The sequence below is a fragment of the Curtobacterium oceanosedimentum genome (genome assembly GCF_040545555.1).
GTDB lineage: Bacteria > Actinomycetota > Actinomycetes > Actinomycetales > Microbacteriaceae > Curtobacterium.
Window position 1 is genome coordinate 222,279 of sequence record NZ_JBEPMD010000004.1, and the last position, 20,398, is coordinate 242,676.

27 protein-coding genes and 1 tRNA gene are annotated in these 20,398 nt (G+C 72.7%); 9 read left to right on the plus strand and 19 right to left on the minus strand.

The features are described 5' to 3' along the window. Positions 1 to 36 precede the first annotated feature (36 nt). Complete coding sequence (locus tag ABIC52_RS06175) at positions 37 to 594, minus strand: hypothetical protein (protein WP_354026872.1); 558 nt, start codon at positions 592 to 594, stop codon at positions 37 to 39. 74 nt (positions 595 to 668) lie between these two features. Here ABIC52_RS06175 and ABIC52_RS06180 point away from each other — a divergent pair, with 74 nt between their 5' ends. Further along, the gene (locus tag ABIC52_RS06180) at positions 669 to 2,423 is read left to right on the plus strand and encodes an AMP-binding protein (protein ID WP_354026908.1); all 1,755 of its coding nucleotides are present in this window, start codon (positions 669 to 671) and stop codon (positions 2,421 to 2,423) included. Here the strand turns inward: ABIC52_RS06180 and ABIC52_RS06185 are convergent. The 3 genes from ABIC52_RS06185 to ABIC52_RS06195 form a co-directional block, all read right to left on the minus strand. Further along, entirely contained in the window at positions 2,396 to 2,566 is a 171-nt protein-coding gene (locus ABIC52_RS06185) for a hypothetical protein (RefSeq protein ID WP_153257440.1), read from the minus strand. The two genes, ABIC52_RS06180 and ABIC52_RS06185, sit on opposite strands and share 28 nt — an antisense overlap. Then, positions 2,563 to 2,706, minus strand: coding sequence for a hypothetical protein (locus ABIC52_RS06190; RefSeq protein WP_209676884.1), 144 nt, complete (start codon positions 2,704 to 2,706; stop codon positions 2,563 to 2,565). Before ABIC52_RS06190 ends, ABIC52_RS06185 begins: the two co-directional genes overlap by 4 nt. Before the next feature lie 79 nt (positions 2,707 to 2,785). After that, entirely contained in the window at positions 2,786 to 3,349 is a 564-nt protein-coding gene (locus ABIC52_RS06195; RefSeq protein WP_354026873.1) for a MarR family winged helix-turn-helix transcriptional regulator, read from the minus strand. A 561-nt stretch (positions 3,350 to 3,910) separates the two neighbouring features. On the opposite strand from ABIC52_RS06195, the gene ABIC52_RS06200 reads away from it, so the two are divergent. After that, positions 3,911 to 5,449 (plus strand): long-chain-fatty-acid--CoA ligase, encoded by a 1,539-nt coding sequence (locus tag ABIC52_RS06200; protein ID WP_354026909.1) that lies wholly within the window; start codon positions 3,911 to 3,913, stop codon positions 5,447 to 5,449. Positions 5,450 to 5,510: 61 nt separating this feature from the next. Then, positions 5,511 to 5,583 (plus strand) — tRNA-Val (locus tag ABIC52_RS06205). A 9-nt stretch (positions 5,584 to 5,592) separates the two neighbouring features. Here the strand turns inward: ABIC52_RS06205 and ABIC52_RS06210 are convergent. From ABIC52_RS06210 to ABIC52_RS06235, 6 genes are all read right to left on the minus strand, one after another. After that, the gene (locus tag ABIC52_RS06210; RefSeq protein WP_354026910.1) at positions 5,593 to 6,456 is read right to left on the minus strand and encodes an AraC family transcriptional regulator; all 864 of its coding nucleotides are present in this window, start codon (positions 6,454 to 6,456) and stop codon (positions 5,593 to 5,595) included. Positions 6,457 to 6,613: 157 nt separating this feature from the next. Beyond that, positions 6,614 to 7,219, minus strand: a complete 606-nt coding sequence (locus tag ABIC52_RS06215) for an HD domain-containing protein (protein WP_354026874.1) — start codon at positions 7,217 to 7,219, stop codon at positions 6,614 to 6,616. Between the two features lie 129 nt (positions 7,220 to 7,348). Beyond that, a complete protein-coding gene (locus ABIC52_RS06220; RefSeq protein WP_126891719.1) occupies positions 7,349 to 7,867 on the minus strand; it encodes a hypothetical protein in 519 nt (172 codons plus the stop codon). An 86-nt stretch (positions 7,868 to 7,953) separates the two neighbouring features. Continuing rightward, positions 7,954 to 8,364: a hypothetical protein gene (locus tag ABIC52_RS06225; RefSeq protein WP_126891720.1), complete on the minus strand. Its 411-nt coding sequence runs from the start codon at positions 8,362 to 8,364 to the stop codon at positions 7,954 to 7,956. An 87-nt stretch (positions 8,365 to 8,451) separates the two neighbouring features. Beyond that, positions 8,452 to 9,030 (minus strand): Asp23/Gls24 family envelope stress response protein, encoded by a 579-nt coding sequence (locus ABIC52_RS06230; protein ID WP_126891721.1) that lies wholly within the window; start codon positions 9,028 to 9,030, stop codon positions 8,452 to 8,454. After that, entirely contained in the window at positions 9,027 to 9,584 is a 558-nt protein-coding gene (locus ABIC52_RS06235) for an RNA polymerase sigma factor (RefSeq protein ID WP_354026875.1), read from the minus strand. Before ABIC52_RS06235 ends, ABIC52_RS06230 begins: the two co-directional genes overlap by 4 nt. Before the next feature lie 264 nt (positions 9,585 to 9,848). On the opposite strand from ABIC52_RS06235, the gene ABIC52_RS06240 reads away from it, so the two are divergent. Beyond that, complete coding sequence (locus tag ABIC52_RS06240) at positions 9,849 to 9,977, plus strand: hypothetical protein (RefSeq protein ID WP_274542772.1); 129 nt, start codon at positions 9,849 to 9,851, stop codon at positions 9,975 to 9,977. Positions 9,978 to 9,996: 19 nt separating this feature from the next. Here the strand turns inward: ABIC52_RS06240 and ABIC52_RS06245 are convergent, their stop codons facing one another. Further along, positions 9,997 to 10,152 (minus strand): hypothetical protein, encoded by a 156-nt coding sequence (locus ABIC52_RS06245; protein WP_153257442.1) that lies wholly within the window; start codon positions 10,150 to 10,152, stop codon positions 9,997 to 9,999. A gap of 249 nt (positions 10,153 to 10,401) precedes the next feature. Here ABIC52_RS06245 and ABIC52_RS06250 point away from each other — a divergent pair, with 249 nt between their 5' ends. Continuing rightward, positions 10,402 to 10,818, plus strand: coding sequence for a VOC family protein (locus tag ABIC52_RS06250; protein ID WP_209676899.1), 417 nt, complete (start codon positions 10,402 to 10,404; stop codon positions 10,816 to 10,818). Positions 10,819 to 10,866: 48 nt separating this feature from the next. On the opposite strand, the gene ABIC52_RS06255 is transcribed toward ABIC52_RS06250, so the two are convergent. From ABIC52_RS06255 to ABIC52_RS06270, 4 genes are all read right to left on the minus strand, one after another. After that, positions 10,867 to 11,784, minus strand: coding sequence for a methyltransferase family protein (locus tag ABIC52_RS06255; protein WP_354026876.1), 918 nt, complete (start codon positions 11,782 to 11,784; stop codon positions 10,867 to 10,869). Positions 11,785 to 12,136: 352 nt separating this feature from the next. Further along, positions 12,137 to 12,277, minus strand: a complete 141-nt coding sequence (locus tag ABIC52_RS06260) for a hypothetical protein (protein WP_153257447.1) — start codon at positions 12,275 to 12,277, stop codon at positions 12,137 to 12,139. Positions 12,278 to 12,384: 107 nt separating this feature from the next. After that, positions 12,385 to 13,359: an SDR family oxidoreductase gene (locus ABIC52_RS06265; RefSeq protein WP_354026877.1), complete on the minus strand. Its 975-nt coding sequence runs from the start codon at positions 13,357 to 13,359 to the stop codon at positions 12,385 to 12,387. Beyond that, a complete protein-coding gene (locus ABIC52_RS06270) occupies positions 13,356 to 14,579 on the minus strand; it encodes a zinc-dependent alcohol dehydrogenase (RefSeq protein WP_354026878.1) in 1,224 nt (407 codons plus the stop codon). Before ABIC52_RS06270 ends, ABIC52_RS06265 begins: the two co-directional genes overlap by 4 nt. 149 nt (positions 14,580 to 14,728) lie before the next feature. On the opposite strand from ABIC52_RS06270, the gene ABIC52_RS06275 reads away from it, so the two are divergent. Both ABIC52_RS06275 and ABIC52_RS06280 read left to right on the plus strand, forming a co-directional pair. Next, positions 14,729 to 15,070: a DUF3140 domain-containing protein gene (locus ABIC52_RS06275; protein ID WP_354026879.1), complete on the plus strand. Its 342-nt coding sequence runs from the start codon at positions 14,729 to 14,731 to the stop codon at positions 15,068 to 15,070. A 46-nt stretch (positions 15,071 to 15,116) separates the two neighbouring features. After that, positions 15,117 to 15,326 (plus strand): hypothetical protein, encoded by a 210-nt coding sequence (locus ABIC52_RS06280; RefSeq protein ID WP_354026880.1) that lies wholly within the window; start codon positions 15,117 to 15,119, stop codon positions 15,324 to 15,326. Positions 15,327 to 15,381: 55 nt separating this feature from the next. Here ABIC52_RS06280 and ABIC52_RS06285 read toward each other — a convergent pair whose 3' ends face one another. The 4 genes from ABIC52_RS06285 to ABIC52_RS06300 form a co-directional block, all read right to left on the minus strand. Then, positions 15,382 to 16,257, minus strand: coding sequence for a glycoside hydrolase family 16 protein (locus ABIC52_RS06285; protein ID WP_354026881.1), 876 nt, complete (start codon positions 16,255 to 16,257; stop codon positions 15,382 to 15,384). 109 nt (positions 16,258 to 16,366) lie between these two features. Further along, entirely contained in the window at positions 16,367 to 17,677 is a 1,311-nt protein-coding gene (locus ABIC52_RS06290) for a PP2C family protein-serine/threonine phosphatase (RefSeq protein ID WP_354026882.1), read from the minus strand. Positions 17,678 to 17,767: 90 nt separating this feature from the next. After that, entirely contained in the window at positions 17,768 to 18,031 is a 264-nt protein-coding gene (locus ABIC52_RS06295; RefSeq protein WP_209825193.1) for a hypothetical protein, read from the minus strand. Between the two features lie 78 nt (positions 18,032 to 18,109). After that, positions 18,110 to 18,730, minus strand: coding sequence for a TetR/AcrR family transcriptional regulator (locus tag ABIC52_RS06300; protein WP_354026883.1), 621 nt, complete (start codon positions 18,728 to 18,730; stop codon positions 18,110 to 18,112). Between the two features lie 67 nt (positions 18,731 to 18,797). On the opposite strand from ABIC52_RS06300, the gene ABIC52_RS06305 reads away from it, so the two are divergent. Both ABIC52_RS06305 and ABIC52_RS06310 read left to right on the plus strand, forming a co-directional pair. Beyond that, positions 18,798 to 19,325 (plus strand): hypothetical protein, encoded by a 528-nt coding sequence (locus ABIC52_RS06305; RefSeq protein WP_126892258.1) that lies wholly within the window; start codon positions 18,798 to 18,800, stop codon positions 19,323 to 19,325. Between the two features lie 53 nt (positions 19,326 to 19,378). Beyond that, positions 19,379 to 20,341 carry an SDR family NAD(P)-dependent oxidoreductase gene (locus ABIC52_RS06310; RefSeq protein WP_354026884.1) on the plus strand — a complete coding sequence of 321 codons (963 nt, stop codon included), beginning with the start codon at positions 19,379 to 19,381 and terminating at the stop codon, positions 20,339 to 20,341. Positions 20,342 to 20,398: the final 57 nt, after the last annotated feature.

The window sequence follows — 20,398 nt, forward strand, 5'->3', positions numbered from 1 at the left end:
GAGGGTCCGGGACGATCCCCGAGGCGCAGGACCGGTTCAGGACTCGGTCGGCCAGGACTCCGTCGGGGACGGCTCGGTCGCGACACCGCGGCGGAGCAGTGCCCGTGCGGCACGGGCGCGGGGGACGACCCAGAGGGCGGACCACCCGCCGATCCCGATCCAGAGCGCGACGAGCATCCCGGTCAGGAGCGGGCCGTGCTGGTCGGCCATCGAGAGCGTCATGGCGGTCCAGAGCACGCAGAGGACGATCTTGCCCCAGCCGGCACCCTCGCGGTCGGCCTGCGCCTGCAGCGTCGGGATCCACTCGTCGGCCGTCACCCCGGCGGGCACGCGCTGCTCCGCGACCCAGCGCTGCACGGCGACCGACCGCTCGTAGCCGCCGGCGGCCCGCCAGGAGCGCAGCTGCGTCCAGACGCCGATCGCCGCGCCGAGGACCCCGGCGGGCACCCCGACCCCGACGAGCAGCGCCGTGGTGGTCGTCAGCCAGGACGACGCGACGAGCACGGCGAGCACCACACCGAAGGCCGCACCCGCGACCGCGTTGCCGAGGAGCCGCAGCCGCCCGGCCTCGTCCACCACACCGACACCGTCCACGCCGACGACGGTACCCGTGCCGTGCGACGGTGCGCTGCGAGCGCCGGGTGGGGCATGATCGTCCGGTGCCCTCCCTGAACCCGACCACGGCCTACCGCGCCGCCCGCGACGAGCTGCTCGCGGTCCTCGACGAGCGTGACGCCGCGCGCGCCGAGGCTGCCCGACGTGCCTTCCGCTGGCCGGACCTGGGCGGGACGTTCAACTGGGCGACGGACTGGTTCGACGTCGTCGCGCGCGGGAACGACCGCGTGGCGCTCTGGATCGTCGACGAGGACGGCGGCTCCCGCACGACCTACGCCGAGATGGCCGCCCGGTCGGACCGGCTGGCCGTCCAACTGGACCGGCTCGGCGTCCGGAAGGGCGACCACGTGCTCCTGATGCTCGGCAACCAGCTCGAGCTGTGGGAGACGATGCTCGCGGTGATGAAGCTCGGCGCGGTGATCCTGCCGACCTCGACCATGCTCGACACCGCAGACCTGCAGGACCGCATCGACCGCGGTCACGTGGCGCACGTGGTGACGAACCACGGCGAGACGCCGAAGTTCGACGGCGTCACCGGGGCACCGTCACGCATCGTGGTCGGGGGAGCGGTGCAGGGCTGGACGTCGTACCCGGACGACCTCGGCGACCCGGCGCCGGCGGACGAGGCACGGCCGGTCGTGACCACGAGCACCGACGACCCCTGCCTGGTGTACTTCACGTCGGGCACCACCTCGCGGCCGAAGATGGTCGTGCACACGCAGGCGTCGTACCCGGTCGGCCACCTGAGCACGATGCACTGGCTCGGACTCCGACCCGGCGACGTGCACCTTGCGATCAGCTCGCCCGGATGGGGCAAGCACGCCTGGAGCTGCTTCTTCGCGCCGTGGATCGCCGAGGCGACCGTCTTCGTCCACGACACCCCACGCTTCGACCCGGCCGGGCTCCTCGCGCAGCTCGACGAGGCCGGCGTCGACACGTTCTGTGCGCCCCCGACCGCCTGGCGGATGCTCCTGCAGGCCGACCTCGGACCGAAGCCGCGCGCCCTGCGCGAGGTGGTCTCGGCCGGCGAACCGCTCAACCCCGAGGTGATCGCCCGCGTGCAGGCGGCCTGGGGTCTCACGATCCGCGACGGCTACGGGCAGACGGAGACCACGGCGATCATCGGCAACGTGCCGGGCGGCGCCGTGACGCCCGGCGCGATGGGACGTCCGCTGCCCGGCGTGGCCGTGACGCTGCTCGACCCCCTGACGGGCCGTGCCGGCGACGAGGGCGAGGTCTGCCTCGACCTGACCGAGCGACCGACGAACCTGATGGCGGGCTACCTCGGCGACCCGGAGCGCACCGCCGACGCGATGCGGGACGGCTTCTTCCACACGGGCGACATCGCGAGCCGCGACGCCGACGGCCAGCTGACCTTCATCGGCCGCACCGACGACGTGTTCAAGTCGTCCGACTACAAGGTGTCGCCGTTCGAGGTCGAGAGCGCCCTGCTGCAGCACGCCGCCGTGGCCGAGAGCGCCGTCGTCCCCGCACCGGACGACGCGCGGTTGAACGTCGTGAAGGCGTACGTCACGCTCGCCGCCGGGTGGGAGCCGACGGCCGTGACGGCCCGCGCCGTGCTCGAGCACGCCCGGGTCGCGCTCCCGGCGTACGCCCGGGTCCGCCGCGTCGAGTTCGGACAGCTGCCGAAGACGATCTCCGGGAAGATCCGTCGGGTCGAGCTGCGCGAGCGCGAGGAGACGGCGGCCGCGGCAGGGACGCCGGTCGAGGGGGAGTGGCGGGACGAGCAGTTCCCGGAGCTCCGGTCGGTCGGTCGGGCTCAGGCGCCGCGGAAGAAGTCGCCGTAGGTCGGCTCGGGCGGGACCTCGCCGTGCGTGCGGTGGTGCACGAGGGCGTCGATCTCGTCGGGGTGCCGCAGCCCGCGACGGTGCCACTCGTGCGGGTGGCGCTGGAGCTCTCGGAGGTCGTCCACGGTGCGCATCGTGCTCACGCCCCGAGGGTGACGACGGTGACGGCGGCGACGGTCACTGCGACGATCCCGAGGCTTGTGGCAACGGTCGCGAGGAGTCGCCCGCGGGCAGCCTCCCGGACCTCGGAGAACTGCGAGTGCGTCGCGTCGATGGTGCTCATGGCCGGCCCTTCCCGTGCTGTGGGTGGTCGCCGATCGGCGACGCGGACCAGCCTGCTCCGGTTTCTCTAGTTTGTCTAACTACCCACTTGGATGCGTACGCATATCGGCCAGTGCGCCCGGACGGTCCGTGCCGTCGGCCTCGTCGGCGGGGGAGTCGGCGCCCATCGCGTCGATCACCTCGGCGAAGAACGCCTGCATCTCGATCACGGTCTGCGGAGAGAGTCGGTCCGCCGCCGCGATCATGCGTGCGTGCACGTCGGTGAGCTCGGATCGGACCTCGTCGTCGCTGTGCACGGTCGCCACGAGCAGCGCTCCGCGACCGTCCGCCGGGTCCGGGTGACGCTCCACGTGGCCGCTGGACACCAGTCGCTTCACGACGGCCGTGGTCGACGCCGACGTGATGCCGAGGTGCGCGGTGAGGTCTCCCGGACGCACGGCGCGGCCCTGTTCGGCCGCCCGCAGCAGGAAACGGACCGCCTCCATGTCGGTCGCGTTCATCCCCATCGACCGGAGCTTTCGCTCGCGCATCGCGACCTCTGCGGCCCGGTAGCGGCGCATCGTCGTGAGCAGCTCGACACCGGTCCTCGCCGGCCGGTCTGGGTACCAGTACCCGGATGCCCCGTGCGTGCCGTCCTCGGTCATCGCACCCTCCTCACGTCGTCGGGTCGACAGTACCGAGCCGTCGCGGCGGGGTGTGGGACAACGGGGTACGCGCATCGGTCGCGGATGCGGTGGCTGCGGTGACGGCCGGACACCGGGCGCGGCGCGGACGGGAGGCGCTGTGCGGGCCCGGAGCGCGCCTCCCGGCCGTCGCGGCGCGGACGGGAGGAGCGTCGCGCGCCCGCCACGCGCCTCCCGACCGGCACGGGCCGGCTCGCGCGCGTGCGCGGGGAGCAGAGGCGGCCGATCCGTGACCCGAACACAGACCGGCCGCCCGTGTCGTGGTGCCTGACCCGCACCACGACGACTCGATTGAACACGATCCTGCTGGGAGCGCAAGCCCACAGCCGCTGCGCGCACCGCGTGCAGCCGACGTTCAGGTCCTGCGGACCCGGTGGCGCGCCCGGCGGCGCGCATCCGGTCGTCGAGCGTCCGCTCGCCGTAGGCTCCGTGAGGAGAACTCGTCACGGGAGACGGAAGGCCGGCATGACCAGCACCACCACCAGCAGCCACCCCGCACCCGGCGCCGCCGACGGCGCCAGGATGACCCAGGCCACGGCCTCGGTCGCCGCGATCGTCGCCGAGTCCGCGGCGCGGTTCCCGGACGACGTCGCCGTCGTGGTGGGCGACCAGCGGACCACCTACGCCGAGCTGTGGCAGCAGACCCTCGCCTACGCGGGCGGCCTGCGCGCACGCGGCGTGCGCGAGGGCGACCGGGTCGCGATGCTCGTGCCGAACGTCGCCGACTTCCCGCGCGCCTACTACGCCGTCCTCGCACTCGGGGCCGTGGTCGTGCCCGTGCACGCGCTCCTGAAGCGCGGCGAGATCGAGTTCGTGCTCCGCGACAGCGACGCGCGGCTGCTGGTCTGCGCGGCGCCGCTGCTCGGCGAGGGCGCGGCCGGAGCGGAGCGCGCCGGCGTCGACGTCCTCAGTGTGCTCGCCCCCGCGGACGCCGAGGGTGCCCCCGACCGACTCGAGACCGTCGCCGCCGCGAGCGAGCCGCTCGACACCTACGTGCCCCGCCACCCGTTCGACACCGCCACGATCCTGTACACGAGCGGGACGACCGGGAAGCCGAAGGGTGCCGAGGGGTCGCACTTCGCCCTCCTCGAACAGGTCAACACGTGCCTGCTCACGACCTTCGACATGCGCCGTGGCGACGTCCTGCTCGGTGCGCTGCCGCTCTTCCACACGTTCGGGCAGACCTGCACCATGAACACCGGCTTCCGTGCCGGCGCGACGATCGTCATGCTGCCGAAGTTCGACGGTGACGCGGCCCTCGCGGCGATGGTCGAGCACGACACCGCGATCTTCATGGGCGTCCCGACGATGTACATCGCACTGCTCGACGCGGCGACGCGCTCGGACGCCCGACCGCACCTGCGGTACGCGATCTCCGGCGGCGCCTCGCTGCCGCTCGCCGTGCTCGAGCGGTTCCAGCAGGTGTTCGACGCACCGGTGCACGAGGGCTACGGGCTGACCGAGACCTCTCCCGTGGCGTCGTTCAACCACGTCGGCGCCACACCGCGTCCGGGCACCATCGGCACACCGATCTGGGGCGTCGACATCGAGATCGCCGACCCCGAGGTCACCGACCGCACGGTCCTACTTCCCCGCGGCGAGATCGGTGAGCTCGTGATCCGCGGGCACAACCTGATGAACGGGTACCTGAACCGCCCGGAGGCCACCGCCGAGGCGATCGTCGACGGGTGGTTCCGCACGGGCGACCTCGGCACGAAGGGCGACGACGGCTACCTGACGATCGTCGACCGGACGAAGGACATGATCATCCGCAACGGCTACAACGTGTACCCGAGGCAGGTGGAGGAGGTCCTCGCCGCCCACCCGGACGTCACGATGGCCGCCGTGTTCGGCATCCCGCACGAGGTGCACGGGCAGGAGGTCGCCGCGGCCGTCGTGCTCCGCCAGGGCGCCGAGGTCACCCCGGAGGAGCTGACCCGCTTCGTGGCCGACGAGATCGCCGTGTACAAGTACCCGCGGGTCGTGCACGTGGTGGAGGCGCTGCCGCTGGGGCCGAGCGGGAAGGTGCTGAAGCGGGAGCTCGTCGAGCGGTTCGGCTGAGCGTCCCGCACGGCGCGTGACGATCCGAGCCGCTCGGTCGAGCGTCTAGGATCGTCCGCAGGGGCCTTTAGCTCAGCTGGTAGAGCGCCACGTTTACACCGTGGATGTCGTCGGTTCGATCCCGGCAGGGCCCACTCCGCCGGTCAGCGCCGTGCGCGCAGGGTCTCGCTCGGCAGCTCGCCGAAGCGCTTCGCGTACGCGGACGAGAACCGCCCGGCGTGCGCGAACCCCCACTGCCGCGCCACAGCGGCGACGGTCGTCTCGCCCACCGAGTGGTACCGGAGCTCCGTCCGCACCCGGTCGAAGCGGATCCCGCGGAGCATCGCGTTCGGCGACGTCCCGACCTGTCGCTGGAAGCCCTGCTGCAGCCCGCGGACGCTCAGCCCGACGTGCTCGGCGACGTCGGTGGTGGTGATGGGGTCGTCGGCGTTGGCGTTCATGTACTCGATCGCCTGCTGCACGCGCCCTCGGGCCCCGACGGGCACCGGGGCGGCGGGCGCGAGCGTTCTGTGCGGGAAGGTCCTGAGCATCGCGACGGCCGTTCGGCGCGTGGCCTCGGCCATCGCCAGCGGGGTCAGCGGGGTGCTGCCGAGCACGACCTGCGCGGTCTCGCGCAGTTCGGCGTTCCACGCGCGGACGTCCTGGCGCCGCGGGAGCGCGGCACGGTCGAACACCAGGGGCGCCGGCTCGGTCCCGTGCAGTTCGGCGGCGGTGCGCTCGAGCGTGCGGCGGTCGAACTGCACCACGTTCTGCCGGACGTCGGCGAGGTCGAAGCGGTACGGGCGCTCGCTCGGGAACACGATGGGCCGCCCGGGCGCGAGCCCTACCTCGTCGCGGTCGATGTCCAGGGACCCGCCGCCGTCGCTGACCCACGTCACGAAGTAGTGGCTCGTCCCGTCGACCTCGCCGGCCATCCGACCGTCGAAGCGCTTCGAGTCCAGCGACATCGCGTCGCCACCGACGGACCGGAAGCGGTAGCCGAAGTCCCGCTCGGTCCGTTCGGGCAGGAACCCGGAGGCGCCGTACGCCGCTCGAACATCGCTCGGGCTGCATCGAGGTCGTCACCGGAGGCCTCGACGACGTGACGGACGTCGGCCGCAACGGTGCTCATGACCAGATGCTGTCACGTCCAGCTGCGCACTGCGCACTGCGCGCGCGTCGAGGTCAGGACAGCGTCTCGAGCGGGTTCTGCGCGAGCTTCGCGACGACACCGCCGTCGACCAGGCGGCGCGCCGCGGTGTCGGGCTTCCGTGCGGCCTGGTCGACGACGCACGCGCCGAACTCCGCAGCGAGCGTGCCGCGGGGGTACTGTGCGAGGACCTCGCGCAGGTACGACTCGGGCAGCAGGTCGGACCCCGCTCCGGAGACGTCGAGTCCGGTCCCGCGTTCGAGCAGGTGTCCCTCCAGGTCGAGGCCGACGTCGACGCTCGGCCAGTTGTGCCGCACGATCACGTCGAGCACGCGCTGCTGCCGCTCGACCGTCCACCCCGCACCGGTCGTCAGGGCGACGGCGACGTGTCCGCCGGCGTGCTCGTACGACGCCGTGTGGGCGTCGAACTCGGTCACGGTGCCGATGTCGTGCAGGACGGCCGCGACCCAGAGCAGCTCGTGGTCGACGCCGTCGAGCCGGTCGAGTGCCGCGAACCCCAGTGCCCAGTACCAGGACCGGACGGCGTGTGCCGTCATCGCCGTCGACTGGTAGCGCTCGGCGAGCGAGACGGCCGCGTGGGCGGCAGCGGTGTCGGAGACCGGGAAGTCGTCGATGTGCACACCGGATCATGGCACGTCCACCGCACACAGCCGATGCCGGTGGGGTCGCGGACGGGAGGCGCGGTACGAGCCCGCCACGCGCCTCCCGTCCGGTGCCTCGTGCGTCGCCCGACGGGGGCGGTGCCGCGGTCAGCCGGCGGCGACCGCCAGCCAGAAGTCGGGCCCGGGCTTCCCGACGAGCCGCTGGTCGGCGAACGACCCGTCCGTGAAGGTGATCCGCGCGACCGGGACGCCGCCCTGCGCGGTCTTCCCGGTGTCGACGAACGAGGCGACCTCGGCGCGGGGGACGCTGACGACGTGCTCGGCGGGCAGCTGGTTGCCGGTGAGTCCGAGGTCCCAGAAGGACAGCGCCCGCTCGCTGACCACGAGCGTGTACGGCCCGGCCTCGGTGGGCAGCGACCGCGCACGCGAGCCCTCGTCGCCGCCGACGTGCTGCGAGCGGGAGACCGCGGTCTCCACGGCCGAGGTGACGAGGTTCATCAACCGACCGTCGAGACCGACACCACCGCCTCCGCGCTGGTAGCCGCTCGGGACGGCCTGGGTGTGCGCGAGGACGCGGTCGCCGCCCGGCAGCAGCCGTCCGACCTCGGCGGCGACGTCGATCGCCGGTCCGGTGAAGAGCGCCTTGTACTTGTCCATCAGGCCCATGGGTCCCTGCTCCCGTGCTCGTGCGGCACGCCGGTCGTGCCGTGTCCGGTCGACCCTAGGGGCGGGAGAGTTCTGGGTGGAAGCGCTTACATAATCGTCGTCGGCCGGTCGACCGAGCCCTCGGTGCCGTCGACCGGGGCTGTCGACGCAGCGTCCGCCGGGTCCTCGATCAGCCGGACGGTCACGCTGATCAGGTCCGCGGTCGCGGTCCCGTCGGCGTCGAGCAGGTCGCGGACGCGTTCGCCGACCGCGCGGAGCGTGTCCGCGGCGGCACGACCTCCGTCGACGCTGATGCCGGCGACGACGTGCACGCGGCCGCCGTGCCGGTCCACGTCGACCAGCACGTCGGGGTCGTGCAGGCGGAGCGGTACGGGGGTCACGGCGTCGAGCACGGTCTCGGCCACGGCAGCGACGGGGCGGGGCGGGAAGACCCCGGTGACACCCGGGACGTGCCGGATGCGGTCGGTCAGCGTGCGGGAGATCGCCTCGTCGTCCATGGGTCGCGCTCCTCGCTCCTGGTGGGTCGTCATCGTCGGCGTCGGGCAGGTGGTGGTCGGTGCAGGTCGTCCTCGTGCAGGCCGTCGTCAGGGCAGGTAGACGTCGTCGAAGTGGACGTCGACGGCTTCGACGCGCAGCTCGGTGTGGCGCTCGACGGCCTCGGCGACGGTCCGGCGGAGCCGCTCGGCGGTGTCGAGGGCCGGCCCGCCGTAGACGAGTCCTGCCGTGACGTCGATGCTGACAGCGGCCCCGGGCTGCTCCACGTCGCCGCGCAGCACGCACCGGCCCATCACGACACCGCCCATGGTGTCGCCGGCTCGACGGACGAGACCGCGGACGGCCGCCTCGGTCACCGCCAGGCGGAGCCGGGGGTCGGGATGGGCGACCGGGACGTCTCGCCCGGGACGGACCTCGGTACGGATCGCCTCCAGCAGCCGGTCGACCCAGGCGGTCTCCCGCTCGGGCTCGGCGTCGGCACGCTGCTCGAGGGCGCCGAGGGACAACTCGCGGAGCCGCTGCATGTTGGTCATCGCGAGACGGCAGGCGGCCGAGCCCTCGATGGACGGGTCGATCGGGATCCGGCCACGGTCGAGGTAGTCCGCGAGTTCCTCGATCGTGTGCCCGTCGAGGTCGTCCTCGGGCAGGGGGAGGCCGTTCGTCGTCATCGCCATCCCTCCATCTCCGCGGAGAGGAACCGTCGTGCCCGTGCGAGCAGACCCCGCACGGTCGAGGTCGGGAGCTCGAGTTCCTCGGCGATCTGCTGGTAGCTGTAGCCGGCGGTCTCGCGGAGCAGCCAGCACCGACGCTGGTCGACCGGCATCCGGTCCAGCGCCGCCCACATCGCGTCGAGCTGCATCCGGGTCTCGACGGTACGCTCCGGCACCTGCGCCGGGTCGGCCGCCTCGTCGTGGTCCGCCAGGTCGTCGTGGTGTCGCCGCCGGCGGAGCCGGTCGAGGGCCCGACGCGTGACGATCTGCATCATCCAGGGTCGGAAGCGCGCGGTGTCCTCGAGGTCGGTGAGCTTCCGCCACCCGGTCAGGAAGGCCTCCTGCACCACGTCGTCGGACTCGACGTTCGAGCCGAGGACCTGCTCCGCGTAGATGCGCATCAGCGGTCCGTGCCGGCGGGCGAGCACCTCGAACGCCAGGACGTCCCCGTCGGCCGCGCGGGAGACGAGCGTCGCGTCGGACGCGTGCTGCAGCGAGGTGCCGTCGCTCATCCCCGCCTTCCGTCCGAGCCGAGCCGGTGGGTGGACCGGTCCCCTCCGAGCATGCACCACCCGCAGACGGCGCGCCCGAGCGTCGTCCAGTCGGTCACTTCGTGACACATCGGCTCTTGGTGTCGTCCCACTGGTGAGATGCACGACGACACGACAGCGACACCCCTGCCCGCGACCGATCCGGCGACAGCACCGGAGGTGCCCGACGGCCCAGCGCCGCAGTCTCCGGTCGTCGGCCCGGGCCGCTCTGCGCGCGTTCTCTGCATGAGCGTGTTCGACCGGTGGCGGTGCGGTCTGGAGGACGGCCACGGGGGACTGCACACCGCGGTCGAGGCGGGGGCCACGACGGCCTGGAACGACGTCGTCGCCGGTCGCATGCTCCGGGATCTCTGAGCAGGGCAGCGCACGACGGTCACCCGGTGGTGAAGAAGTCGCGGTAGGTGGGGTCGGCCGGGACGTTCTCGAGCAGCCGGGTGTGCACGAGGGAGGCGATCTCGTCCGGGTGGCGCAGCCCTCGCCGGTGCCACTCGCCGGGTTCCTCGTGCAGGTCGGAGAGTCTCGGTCGCACCCGTCGCTCCTCTCACGTCGTCCGCACCCGGCGTCCGCGCTCGGTGGCCCGAGCGCGGTGTGTCGCCCGACGGGCGACCCCGCCCACACTGCACGGCTGGCGGGAGGCCCGGCGGATCCGCTCGTCTTCCGGACGCGATCCGACCGGTCGTCCGGTTCACGCGCGATCGGGACCTTCCGCCGGTCCCGGTGGTCTGCGATCATCGTGCCGACGCGGCCGTCGGAGTCCGCGCGACCCGAAGGAGTCACCGTGTCCGTCCACCTCAACCCCTACATCGGCTTCCGCGACCAGGCCCGCGAGGCGCTCGGCTTCTGGCACGGGGTCCTCGGCGGCGAACTGAAGACGATGACCTTCGCCGAGGGGGGCATGGTGCAGGACCCCGCGGACGCCGAGAAGATCATGCACGGCCAGATCGAGACCCCCGGAGGACTGCTGCTCATGGCGTCGGACTCGCCGGCGAGCATGCCGACGCCGACCGAGAGCAACGTCTCCGTGTCGCTCAGCGGCGACGACGAGGACCTGCTCACCGGCTGGTGGGAGGGGCTGGCCGAGGGGGCCACGGTGATCGAACCGCTGACGAAGGCGCCGTGGGGTGACACCTTCGGCATGCTGACGGACCGGTTCGGGGTCACCTGGCTGGTGAACATCAGCGGCGCAGGATCCTGATCCCGACTCGCCGACGGGCTCGCCCGAGCGGTACCGCGGTGCGCGCGATCAGGTCCGCGGTACGGGTCGCAGGCGCGGCACCCAGCACCGGACGGCCGCGGCGTAGCGGCGGAACTCGTCACCGAAGCGTTGCTCCAGGTCGGACTCCTCGAGCGGGCGCACGACGCAGTTCCACACCACGGAACCGGCGACCGCATAGACGAGCACGGTCCACGACGCGGTGACGAGTCCGACCGCCGCACCCTGGGTCAGCCCCGCCAGGGCCATCGGGTTCCGGACCACCCGGTAGGGCCCGGCCACCACGAGCCGGTTCGGCATCGCCGAGGGCAACGGGGTGCCGGCGCCACGGGTCGACATCGACAGCGCCGAGGCCAGGCCGAGCAGGCTGGCCAGGACGAACACGACGACGCCGACGACCGCGACGTCGTGCACGACCGCGTCGGGCAGGGTCGGTCGGAGGCGCCAGCGGGTCTCGGCGGCAGCGACGAGCAGCGGGAACACACCGAGGAAGAGGCCCCAGAAGACGACGATCTGCACCGCCGTCCCGAGGACGTGCCGGACCGGCCCTGCGTCCGGGTCGGCCGTTCGGAACCGCAGCGGTCCCGAGGTGACGAGCTCGGTCCGTACCCGTCCGAGCAGCACGTGGGAGAGCGCCGGGACGGAGCCGACGGCCGCCGCGGTCATCGCGACGACACCCCAGCCGGCTTCGCGGGTGACCGTCGCCCAGACGACCGTGCCGAGCAGCACGAGCACGGTCCATGCCGTGGCGACGACGGCTGCCCAGCGGATGCCGGCTGCGGCCGCCGCCGAGGCGAGGACGAAGAGCGGGACGTCGAGCGCGGCGACGAGCACGGGGTCGAGCGAGCCGAGCGTCGCCGTCCGGACGAACGGCACGGTGGGGACGAGCACCCACCAGGCGGCGCCGGCGACCGCCTGCAGCGCGAACCACCACCGACCCCACGACACAGCTGCAACCTAGCAGCGCGGCGGCGCTGCGAGCCGCCCCGTCCTGGGCGAGACGCCCCCGTCCTCGCGGGGCGCAGCCGTCGGCGAGACGCCGGCGTCAGCGCCGGGCGCCCTCGGCCCGCCGAGACGCCGCCGGATCCGGCGGCGTCTCGACGCTCCGGCGGTGTCTCGCCCTGACGGTGGCGTCTCGCCGCTCCGGCAGCTCCGGCGGAACGACGGACGGACGGGAGGCGCGGTGCCAGCCGGCACCGCGCCTCCCGTCCGTCGTCGCGCAGCGAACGCGATCAGCGCCGACCGTCGATCAGCGCCGACCGTCGATCAGCGCTGGCCGGTGATCAGCGCTGACCGTTGATCAGCGCTGACCGTTGATCTGGCCGAGCCAGCGGCCGAACGTCTGCTCCTGCTGGTCGTCGTGCAGGGCGCGCAGGGTGCTGGTGGGCATGCAGCGACGCTCGGTGTCGACGCTGTTCCCCTTGTGGAGGTCGAGGGTCATGGTGTGCTCCTTCGCGTGGTGTGTGGATGGTTCGACATCGTCGGCTGCTCGGGCATTCCCGCTCGGGGGAGCGGAGTGTCCGGTTCACGAGCCGGAGGTGGACGGGGTCAGGGCGTGACCATGCCCCCGTTGACGTTGAGGGTCTCGCCGGCGACGAAGCTCGACTCCTGCGACGCGAGGAACACGTACGCGGGGGCGAGCTCGGCCGGCTGTGCGGCACGACCCATGGGGGACTCGCTGCTGCCGAACTCGGGCAGCGACTCGGGGTCGACGCCGCCGCTCGGCTGCAGGACCGTCCAGGTCGGGCCGGGTGCGACGATGTTGACCCGGATCCCGCGCTCGACGAGGAGCTGCGACAACCCCTTCGAGAAGTTGTTGATCGCGCCCTTCGACGCCGCGTAGTCGAGCCGGTCCGGTGCGGGCTGGTAGGCCTCCATCGAAGCGGTCGTCGTGATCGTCGACCCCGGCTGCAGGTGCGGGAGCGCCGCCTTGACCAGCCGGAAGAGCCCGAAGACGTTGACGTCGAACGTCGCCTCGAACTGGTCGTCGGTGATGTCGAGCAGGTCCGGCTGCCAGCGCTGCTTGCCGGCGACGCTGACGAGCGCGTCGATGCCGCCGAGCTCGGCGACGGCGCGCTCGACGAGCAGTCCCGCGTACGCCTTGTCGCGCAGGTCCCCGGGGACCGCGACGGCCCTCCGTCCGGCGGCCTCGATCTGCTCGATGACGTGGTCGGCGTCGGACTGCTCCTCGGGCAGGTACGCCAGGACGACGTCGGCACCCTCGCGAGCGAACGCGATCGCGACGGCCGCGCCGATGCCGGAGTCGGCGCCGGTGATGACGGCCTTGCGGCCCTCGAGTCGCCCGGTGCCCCGGTAGCTCGACTCGCCGAGGTCGGGGATCGGGTCCATCTGGGACTGCAGGCCCGGCTCCTCCTGCGTCTGCGGCTCGGGGGAGACGTCGGGGTAGCGGCTGCGCGGGTCGCCGAACTCGTACTGGTCGGCGGGTGCTGCCTGGTCGGCGGGTGCTGCCTGGTCGGCGGGTGCCGCCTGGTCGGCGGGTGCTGCCTGGTCGGGTGCGCTCATCGGGTGGCCTCCAGTTCGACCTTGACCCAGCCGGGCTCACGCCGGTCGAAGGCCTCGTACGCGGCGATCGCGTCGCCGATGGGCTCGTGCTCGGTGATCAGCGCGGTCGGGTCGAACTGACCCGACGCCACGAGGTCGATGAGCGGCGGGGTGACCGAGTGGTGGTCGCAGTTGCCCATCCGGATCGTCAGGTTCTTGTTCATCGCCTCGCCGATCGGGTACGACTGCGCGGTCGGACCGTAGACGCCGATGATGCCGATGCGGCCGTACTTCGCGACGGACGCCACCGCCCACTGGGCGACCTGGGACGGGCCGTCGCCGGGCTTCCACTGCTTCTGCTCGCCGAAGCCGTCCGGCGAGGCGTCCGGCGCGACCTGCTGCACCTCGGCGTCGAACTGCTGGGCCTGCTCGTCGGACACCGCTGCGGGGCCCCGCTTCGGGCGCTCGGCGTCGACCCCCACGGCGTCGATCACGGCGTCCGCGCCGATGCCGTTGGTCAGGTCCATGATCGCCTGCACCGGGTCCTCGCGGTTGTAGTCGACGACCTCGCAGTGCTGCGCAAGTGCTGCGGCGAGCCGGGTCTCCTCGCCGTCGACGACGATCACGCGGGCGGCGCCGAGCTTGTAGGCGGAGGCGGCGGCGAACTGGCCGACGATGCCGGCACCGAACACGACCACGACGTCACCGCGGGTCACGCCGGCGAGCTCGGCACCGAACCAGCCCGTCGGGAAGATGTCGGAGAGCAGGATCGCCTGCTCGTCGCTCACGTTCTCGGGCAGCGGGTGCATGGTGTTGCGGGCGAACGGCACGCGCACGTACTCGGCCTGCAGGCCGTTCACCGGCCCGGTGGACTGCGGGCCGCCGAAGAAGCTCGTGCCGGCCTGCGGGCCGTTCGGGTTGGCGACGTCGCACTGCGCGGTCTTGCCCATCCGGCAGTACCGGCACGCGCCGCACGAGATCGTCGAGTTGATGACCACGCGGTCCCCGGCACTGAACCCGCGGACGGCGTCCCCGACCTCGGTGACGACGCCGACGGCCTCGTGCCCGAGGATCGTGCCCTCCTCCATCGGCGCCATGGTGCCGCGGACGAAGTGCAGGTCCGTTCCGCAGATCGCACTGCGGGTGATCCGGACGATCGCGTCCTCCGGGTGCTGGATGGTGGGCTCCGGGACCTCGTCGAGACGGATGTCCCCGATGCCGTGCCAGACCACTGCGCGCATGTCGCTCTCGCTTCCTGTCGTGGGGTGTTCGGGGGACACACAACCCGCGGCGGCCTGGACGGACGCGGAGCGGCGTCCGATCAGCGCACCGGAACGGGGGACACGCAGCGCTGCGTGGACACCCAGGCCGGACGCGTTCGCTGGCGCCCATGAGTGACGACCAGCACGACGAGAAGCAGACGCGCGACGACTTCGCCGACGCGGTGAACATGACCGCGTCGGAGCTGGAGAAGTGGCTCGACACGGACGAGTCGAAGGAGGTCGGGCAGAAGTCCGACGGCGGCGGCGAGTCCACCGGGCACGAGAGCGGTCGGCACATCGTCCGCATCCTCGAGAAGAAGCAGGGCGACTACACCGACGACGACCACGCCCACATGCGGAAGGTCGTCGGCTACGTGGCACGGCACTCGAAGCAGGAGCCGAAGGGCGACTCGCACGACTCGCGGTGGCGGTACTCGCTCATGAACTGGGGCCACGACCCGGAGAAGTAGACCGCGGCGACGCGGGCGCGCGACGGGCGTCGGGCAGAATGGGGTCGTGGACGACTCCGGCATGCCCCGCTTCCGCCGCATCTGGTCGACGATCCAGGTCGGCGTCCTCGCCGGCGCCGTCGTGTTCTGCGTCGTGATGCTCGTGATCGGCCAGGGCGAGCTCGACCGCGTCTACGCGGTCGCGGCGGTGTTCTTCGGCCTGGCACTGGTCGGCCACGCGACGTACCTCTGGCTGCTGGCACGCGCCCGGCGCTGAGCGGTGGACGGACGGGAGGCCCGTGGCGGGGTCGCCACGGGCCTCCCGTCCGCCGTCAGGACTGCTGCCAGACCCGCACCCAGTCGACGAGCATCTGCTGCGGGAACCGCGTGGTCGCGTCCGGTGACCCGGGCCAGGTGCCGCCGACCGCGACGTTGAGCAGCACGAAGAACGGCTTGTCGAAGACCCACGGCGACGACCCCACGTCGGCCCGGGTGACCGTGCGCTGCGCGACGCCGTCGACCAGCCACGTGACCGACCCCGGTCGCCAGTCGACCCCGAAGACGTGGTACGCGTCGGCCCAGGCTGCGCCGTTCGGCAGGGTCGCAGCGGCCGACAGCCCCTTCGCTCCGGAGTAGCCGGGTCCGTGCACGGTGCCGTGGACGGTGCCGGGCTCGTACCCGACGTTCTCCATCACGTCGATCTCGCCGCAGGTCGGCCACCCCACCTGTCCGATGTCCGCTCCGAGCATCCAGAACGCGGGCCAGATCCCCTGTCCGCGCGGGATACGGATGCGTGCCTCGATCCGGCCGTACTGCGCCGTGAAGGTGCCCTCGGTCTTCAGCCGGGCGGAGGTGTACGTGCCGTCGGCCTCGCGTCGCGCCGTGATGACGAGGTTGCCCGCGCCGTCCAGCGCACTGTTGCGCCGCGAGTCGGTGTAGGTCTGCAGCTCGGCGTTGCCCCAGCCGCCGGCGCCGGTGTCGAACCGCCAGATGCCGGAGTTCGGAGCGGTGCCCGCGGCGCCGTCGAACTCGTCCGCGGCGAGCAGCGTGGCTGCGGACGTCGTGGTGGCTGCCTCGGCCCGGCCGTCAGCGGAGAGCGCCGCGGTGGCAGCGACCGTCGCGGTCGCAGCACCACCGAGGCCCAGCATCAGGAAGCGGCGTCGGTCGACGGGGTGTCCGGCGTCGTCCGGCGTGTGGTCGTGCGGCATGTCGGTGTTCCTGTCCTCGTGCCCGTCGGTGGACGGGACGCACGATCATCGCCCGTGATCGGACCCGTGGCCAGTCCACAGTTCGAGGGACAAGGAGGCGGTCACGGCCTCAGGGGCGGTAGCCGACGCAGAGCACCGTCACGTCGTCGGGGTGCTCGCCGGCGTGCGCGAGGTCGGCGATGCCGTCCACGACCTGCTGCGGGTGGTCGCGTTCGGCGACCCACGCCTCGAAGCGGTCGACCGAGTCGAGGTCACCGCCGAACAGGTCGAGGACCCCGTCGCTGACGGTGACGATGACGTCGCCCGGCTCGAGGACGGTGTCCTCGGCGGTCCAGGCGGTACCGACGCCGATCGGCAGGTGCGCGGACCGCAGCGGGCGGACCGATCCGTCGGCGCTCCGCAGCACCGTCAGTCCGTGCCCCGCGTCCACCCACCGGGCGTGCCCGTCGCGGTCGACCCGGACGTGGAAGCACGTGGTGAACTGCCCGCTCGTCAGGTCGGACGTGCCGGTTGCGAGCCCGGTCGCGGCGCGGCGGACGGCGACCGCGGGGTCGGACTCGTCCACCGTGCTGCGGATGAGGGAGCGCACGGCCGCGGCGATCATGCCGGCGCCGACGCCCTTGCCCATCACGTCGCCGAGCGTGAAGGCTGCCCCGCCGGGGGTCGGGAACCAGTCGTAGAAGTCACCGCCGACGGTCCGGGCGGGGATGCACACGCCCACGGCGCGGAGCTCGTCGGGCAGCCCTGCAGCGGTGGTCGGGAGGAGTGACTGCTGGACGAGGGCTGCACGATCGAGCTCGCCCTCGGCAACGCGTCGTCGACGCTGCACCGCGGCGAGCTGGAGGTTCGCCTGCCGCGCGAGCTCGTTCGTCACGGCCGCCATCGCGCCGAAGACGACCACGACGGTGAACAGTCGGACGAACTCGCTGCCCTGTGGGTCCTGCGGGGCGATCAGGTACGGCAGCATGAGCGTGCCGGCCGTCCCGAGCACCGGCCAGGAGATGTTCCGGCGACCGGGGTTCGCCGCGACCCAGATCAGGGGCAGCGCGACGATCGTGGTGAAGACCGATCGGCTGTCCCCGGTGCCGTACCGGAGCAGCCCCACCGCGACGAAGTCGATGGCGGGGATCACCAGTTCGACGCGGAGCACGGCAGGCCAACGGGCTGCGACGGCGGCGAGGACGAGACCCGCCACGGCGATGCCCACGCCGGTCCACATCCAGGGGGCGTCGGTCACGAGCAGCCACGGCGACAACGCGCTCGCGACGGCCGCTCCGACGATCAACGCCGCGATGACGGTCTGCTTCGCGAGCGGCGCCCACGAGGTCCGCAACCCGGCGAGCACGATCGGCCCCGTGTCGTCGCGGATCGAGGTCGTCCACGTCCGCGCCGACGACGGGCGGTCCGCGGTGCTCGTCACACGGTCGAGTCAACCCGGACCGGGTGCTCCGGGCAACCCCACTCCGAGGGCCGGGCGTGTTGAGCCGCGCTCACGGGACGATCGCCGTGGTCACAGCCCGAGTCGGAACGCCAGCGGCACGAGCAACCCGGCCACCCAGACGAGCACCATCACGAGGGCGCTCGCGGCGAGCCACCGTCGACGTCGGCGGAGCTTCGGGCTGCGGTCCTCGCCCCACATCTGCGCCCGGACCAGGGTGCGGTTGGCCTGCTCGACCACCCGGCGGACCTCCGGGTCGTCGAGCGGCAGCGACCCGGACCGGGCGTGCTCGGCGATCGCCGTCGCTTCCTCGACCGTCAGCTCGTCCTTCGGCATGCGCCAATCGTCGCACCTCGACCCCTGCGCCGGAAGCGCGCGGCGTGTGCGCCTGTCGAGCGGAGCGCGGCGCACGCGTCAGCTCGAGCTGGTCGCGGCGAGGCGTCGCACCTCGGCGGTGAGCACGTCGATCGCCCAGGTGGCGTCGGCGTCGGCGGGTGCGTGCACGAGGTGGAGGGTCAGGCCGTCGACGAGGGCGTGCAGGCGCTGGGCGTCGGGCGTCACGACGACGTCGGCGTGGCCCTCGGTCGTCGCGGGTGTGCGTGCGAGGGCGAGGAGGGCCGCGCAGGCACCCCGCAGCAGGGCGTGGGCCTCGTCGTACGCCGCGCGCACCCCGTCATCGGTGAGTGCGAGTGAGCCGAGCGTCACCCACACCCCGGCCTCGACCCGGCGTTCGTGGTCGAGCGGGAGCAGCTCCCGCAGGCAGCGTGCCGCGAACTCCACGGGATCGTCGTGCGGTCGACGCGCGGCGTGCAGTGCGTCGAGTCGGCGTTGCACGTGCTCGAAGACCCGTCGGAGGCAGGCCACCCGCAGTGCGTCCTGTGTCGGGTACGCGCGGCGGAGCGAGGCCGTCGCGATCCCGGCCTCCTCGGCCACGTTCCGGACGGAGAGGGCGGCGAGGCCCTCGCGTGCGAGGACGCGCCAGGCTGCCTCGCCGATCTCGCGATCGCGTTCGTCGTGGTCGATGAGCTTGGGCACGTCGCGATCGTACACAGCTGTACTAGCATGGCGGTGTGAACACAGTCGTACCAAGAAAGGTGAGCCGATGCTGATCGCCGCCGTCATCGCCTGCGAGGTGGGCTTCTGGGTCGCCGTCGTCGCGGGCCTCGCCCTGCGGTACGTCGCCGGGCGCCCCCGTGCCGGTGCCCTCGTGCTCGGGACCGCTCCCGTGATCGACGCGGCACTCCTCGCCGTCACGGCCCTCGACCTGGCGCGCGGCGGACGGGCCGACTGGATGCACGGTCTCGCCGCCCTCTACATCGGCGTCTCGCTCGCCTACGGGCGGCGGATGGTCGGCTGGGCCGACGCCCGGTTCGCGCACCGGCGGCACGGTCGCCCGCTGCCGACGAGACCGACCGGGTGGGCGTACACCCGAGCATGCTGGGCCGACGTGCTGCGGACGCTCCTCGCCGTCGCGATCGCCGCCGCGGTCGTCGGCGCCTTCCTGCTCGCGTTCGGCACCGGGTCACGGACCGAGGCGCTGGTCGGTTGGCTCCCGGTCCTCGGGGTCGTGCTCGGGATCGAGTTGCTCTGGGCGGTCAGCTACACGGTGTGGCCGCGCCGCGCCGGCTGAGGGAACGCCGCGCCTGGGTGCCACCGGAGCCGCCGCCGGGTAGCAACGCAGACATGACCAAACGGTTCCGCGGGAAGATCGTCGTCGTCACCGGAGCATCGAGCGGCATCGGGAGGGCCGCTGCGCACGAGTTCGCCCGGCAGGGCGCGACGCTCGTGCTCGCCGCCCGGGGCCAGGGCTCGCTCGAAGCCGCCGCGGCCGAGTGCCGCGCCCTCGGGGCCGAGGCCGTCGCGATCCCCACCGACGTCGCCGACGAGCGCGCCGTGCAGACCCTGGTCGCCACCACGACCGCGCGGTTCGGCCGGATCGACGTGTTCGTCGGCAACGCCGCGCTGTTCGTCTACGGGCTGTTCGAGCAGACCCCGACGAAGGCGTTCAAGCGTGTCGTCGACACCAACCTCTACGGACACCTGCACGCGATCTCCGCCCTGCTGCCGCACTGGAAGCAGCGGGGGAAGGGCACCTACGTCCTGGTCGGGTCCATCCAGTCGCTGCTCTCCGCGCCCTACCAGTCGGCGTACGTCACCAGCAAGCACGCTGCCCTCGGCCTGGTCGACGTCCTCGGCGACGAGTACGCCGGCACCGGCATCCGGTTCACCGCCCTGCTGCCCTCGACGATCGACACCCCGATCTACCAGAACGGCGCGAACTACACCGGCAAGACCTCGCACCCGCTGCCGCCCACGGTGTCGGTCCAGCGCGCCGGGAAGGCCGTCGTGCAGGCCGCACTGCACCCGAAGCGCTACCGGTTCGTCGGACGCATCCAGGCGTCACTCGTGCCGCTGCAGTACGTGTTCCCCGGCCTGTTCCACAAGATCACGAAGCCCATGGTCGAGACCTTCGCGCTCCGCGGCAAGGGCGTCCCGAGCGACGGGAACCTGTACGAGCCCGCCGACGCCCACAACGCCACCGACGGCGGCTGGGTGGCGAAGCGCCGCCGCGTGACACGTCCGCTCGTCTGGGCGGGCGTCGCTGCCATGGTCGGCACGGTCCTGCTCGGCCGGCCACGCCGCTAGCGGGGGCCGACCCGACGACGGACGGGAGGTCCGCACCGGGCCGGCGACGAGCCTCCC

Excerpts from the sequence above, each read along its gene's own strand:
- ABIC52_RS06190 (WP_209676884.1), bottom strand. The coding sequence starts at position 2,706 with ATGAGCACCATCGACGCGACGCACTCGCAGTTCTCCGAGGTCCGGGAG.
- ABIC52_RS06195 (WP_354026873.1), bottom strand. The coding sequence starts at position 3,349 with ATGACCGAGGACGGCACGCACGGGGCATCCGGGTACTGGTACCCAGAC.
- ABIC52_RS06200 (WP_354026909.1), top strand. The coding sequence starts at position 3,911 with ATGACCCAGGCCACGGCCTCGGTCGCCGCGATCGTCGCCGAGTCCGCG.
- ABIC52_RS06220 (WP_126891719.1), bottom strand. The coding sequence starts at position 7,867 with ATGGGCCTGATGGACAAGTACAAGGCGCTCTTCACCGGACCGGCGATC.
- ABIC52_RS06225 (WP_126891720.1), bottom strand. The coding sequence starts at position 8,364 with ATGGACGACGAGGCGATCTCCCGCACGCTGACCGACCGCATCCGGCAC.
- ABIC52_RS06230 (WP_126891721.1), bottom strand. The coding sequence starts at position 9,030 with ATGACGACGAACGGCCTCCCCCTGCCCGAGGACGACCTCGACGGGCAC.
- ABIC52_RS06235 (WP_354026875.1), bottom strand. The coding sequence starts at position 9,584 with ATGAGCGACGGCACCTCGCTGCAGCACGCGTCCGACGCGACGCTCGTC.
- ABIC52_RS06240 (WP_274542772.1), top strand. The coding sequence starts at position 9,849 with ATGAGCGTGTTCGACCGGTGGCGGTGCGGTCTGGAGGACGGCCACGGG.
- ABIC52_RS06260 (WP_153257447.1), bottom strand. The coding sequence starts at position 12,277 with ATGACCCTCGACCTCCACAAGGGGAACAGCGTCGACACCGAGCGTCGC.
- ABIC52_RS06265 (WP_354026877.1), bottom strand. The coding sequence starts at position 13,359 with ATGAGCGCACCCGACCAGGCAGCACCCGCCGACCAGGCGGCACCCGCC.
- ABIC52_RS06270 (WP_354026878.1), bottom strand. The coding sequence starts at position 14,579 with ATGCGCGCAGTGGTCTGGCACGGCATCGGGGACATCCGTCTCGACGAG.
- ABIC52_RS06275 (WP_354026879.1), top strand. The coding sequence starts at position 14,729 with ATGAGTGACGACCAGCACGACGAGAAGCAGACGCGCGACGACTTCGCC.
- ABIC52_RS06285 (WP_354026881.1), bottom strand. The coding sequence starts at position 16,257 with ATGCCGCACGACCACACGCCGGACGACGCCGGACACCCCGTCGACCGA.
- ABIC52_RS06295 (WP_209825193.1), bottom strand. The coding sequence starts at position 18,031 with ATGCCGAAGGACGAGCTGACGGTCGAGGAAGCGACGGCGATCGCCGAG.
- ABIC52_RS06305 (WP_126892258.1), top strand. The coding sequence starts at position 18,798 with ATGCTGATCGCCGCCGTCATCGCCTGCGAGGTGGGCTTCTGGGTCGCC.
- ABIC52_RS06310 (WP_354026884.1), top strand. The coding sequence starts at position 19,379 with ATGACCAAACGGTTCCGCGGGAAGATCGTCGTCGTCACCGGAGCATCG.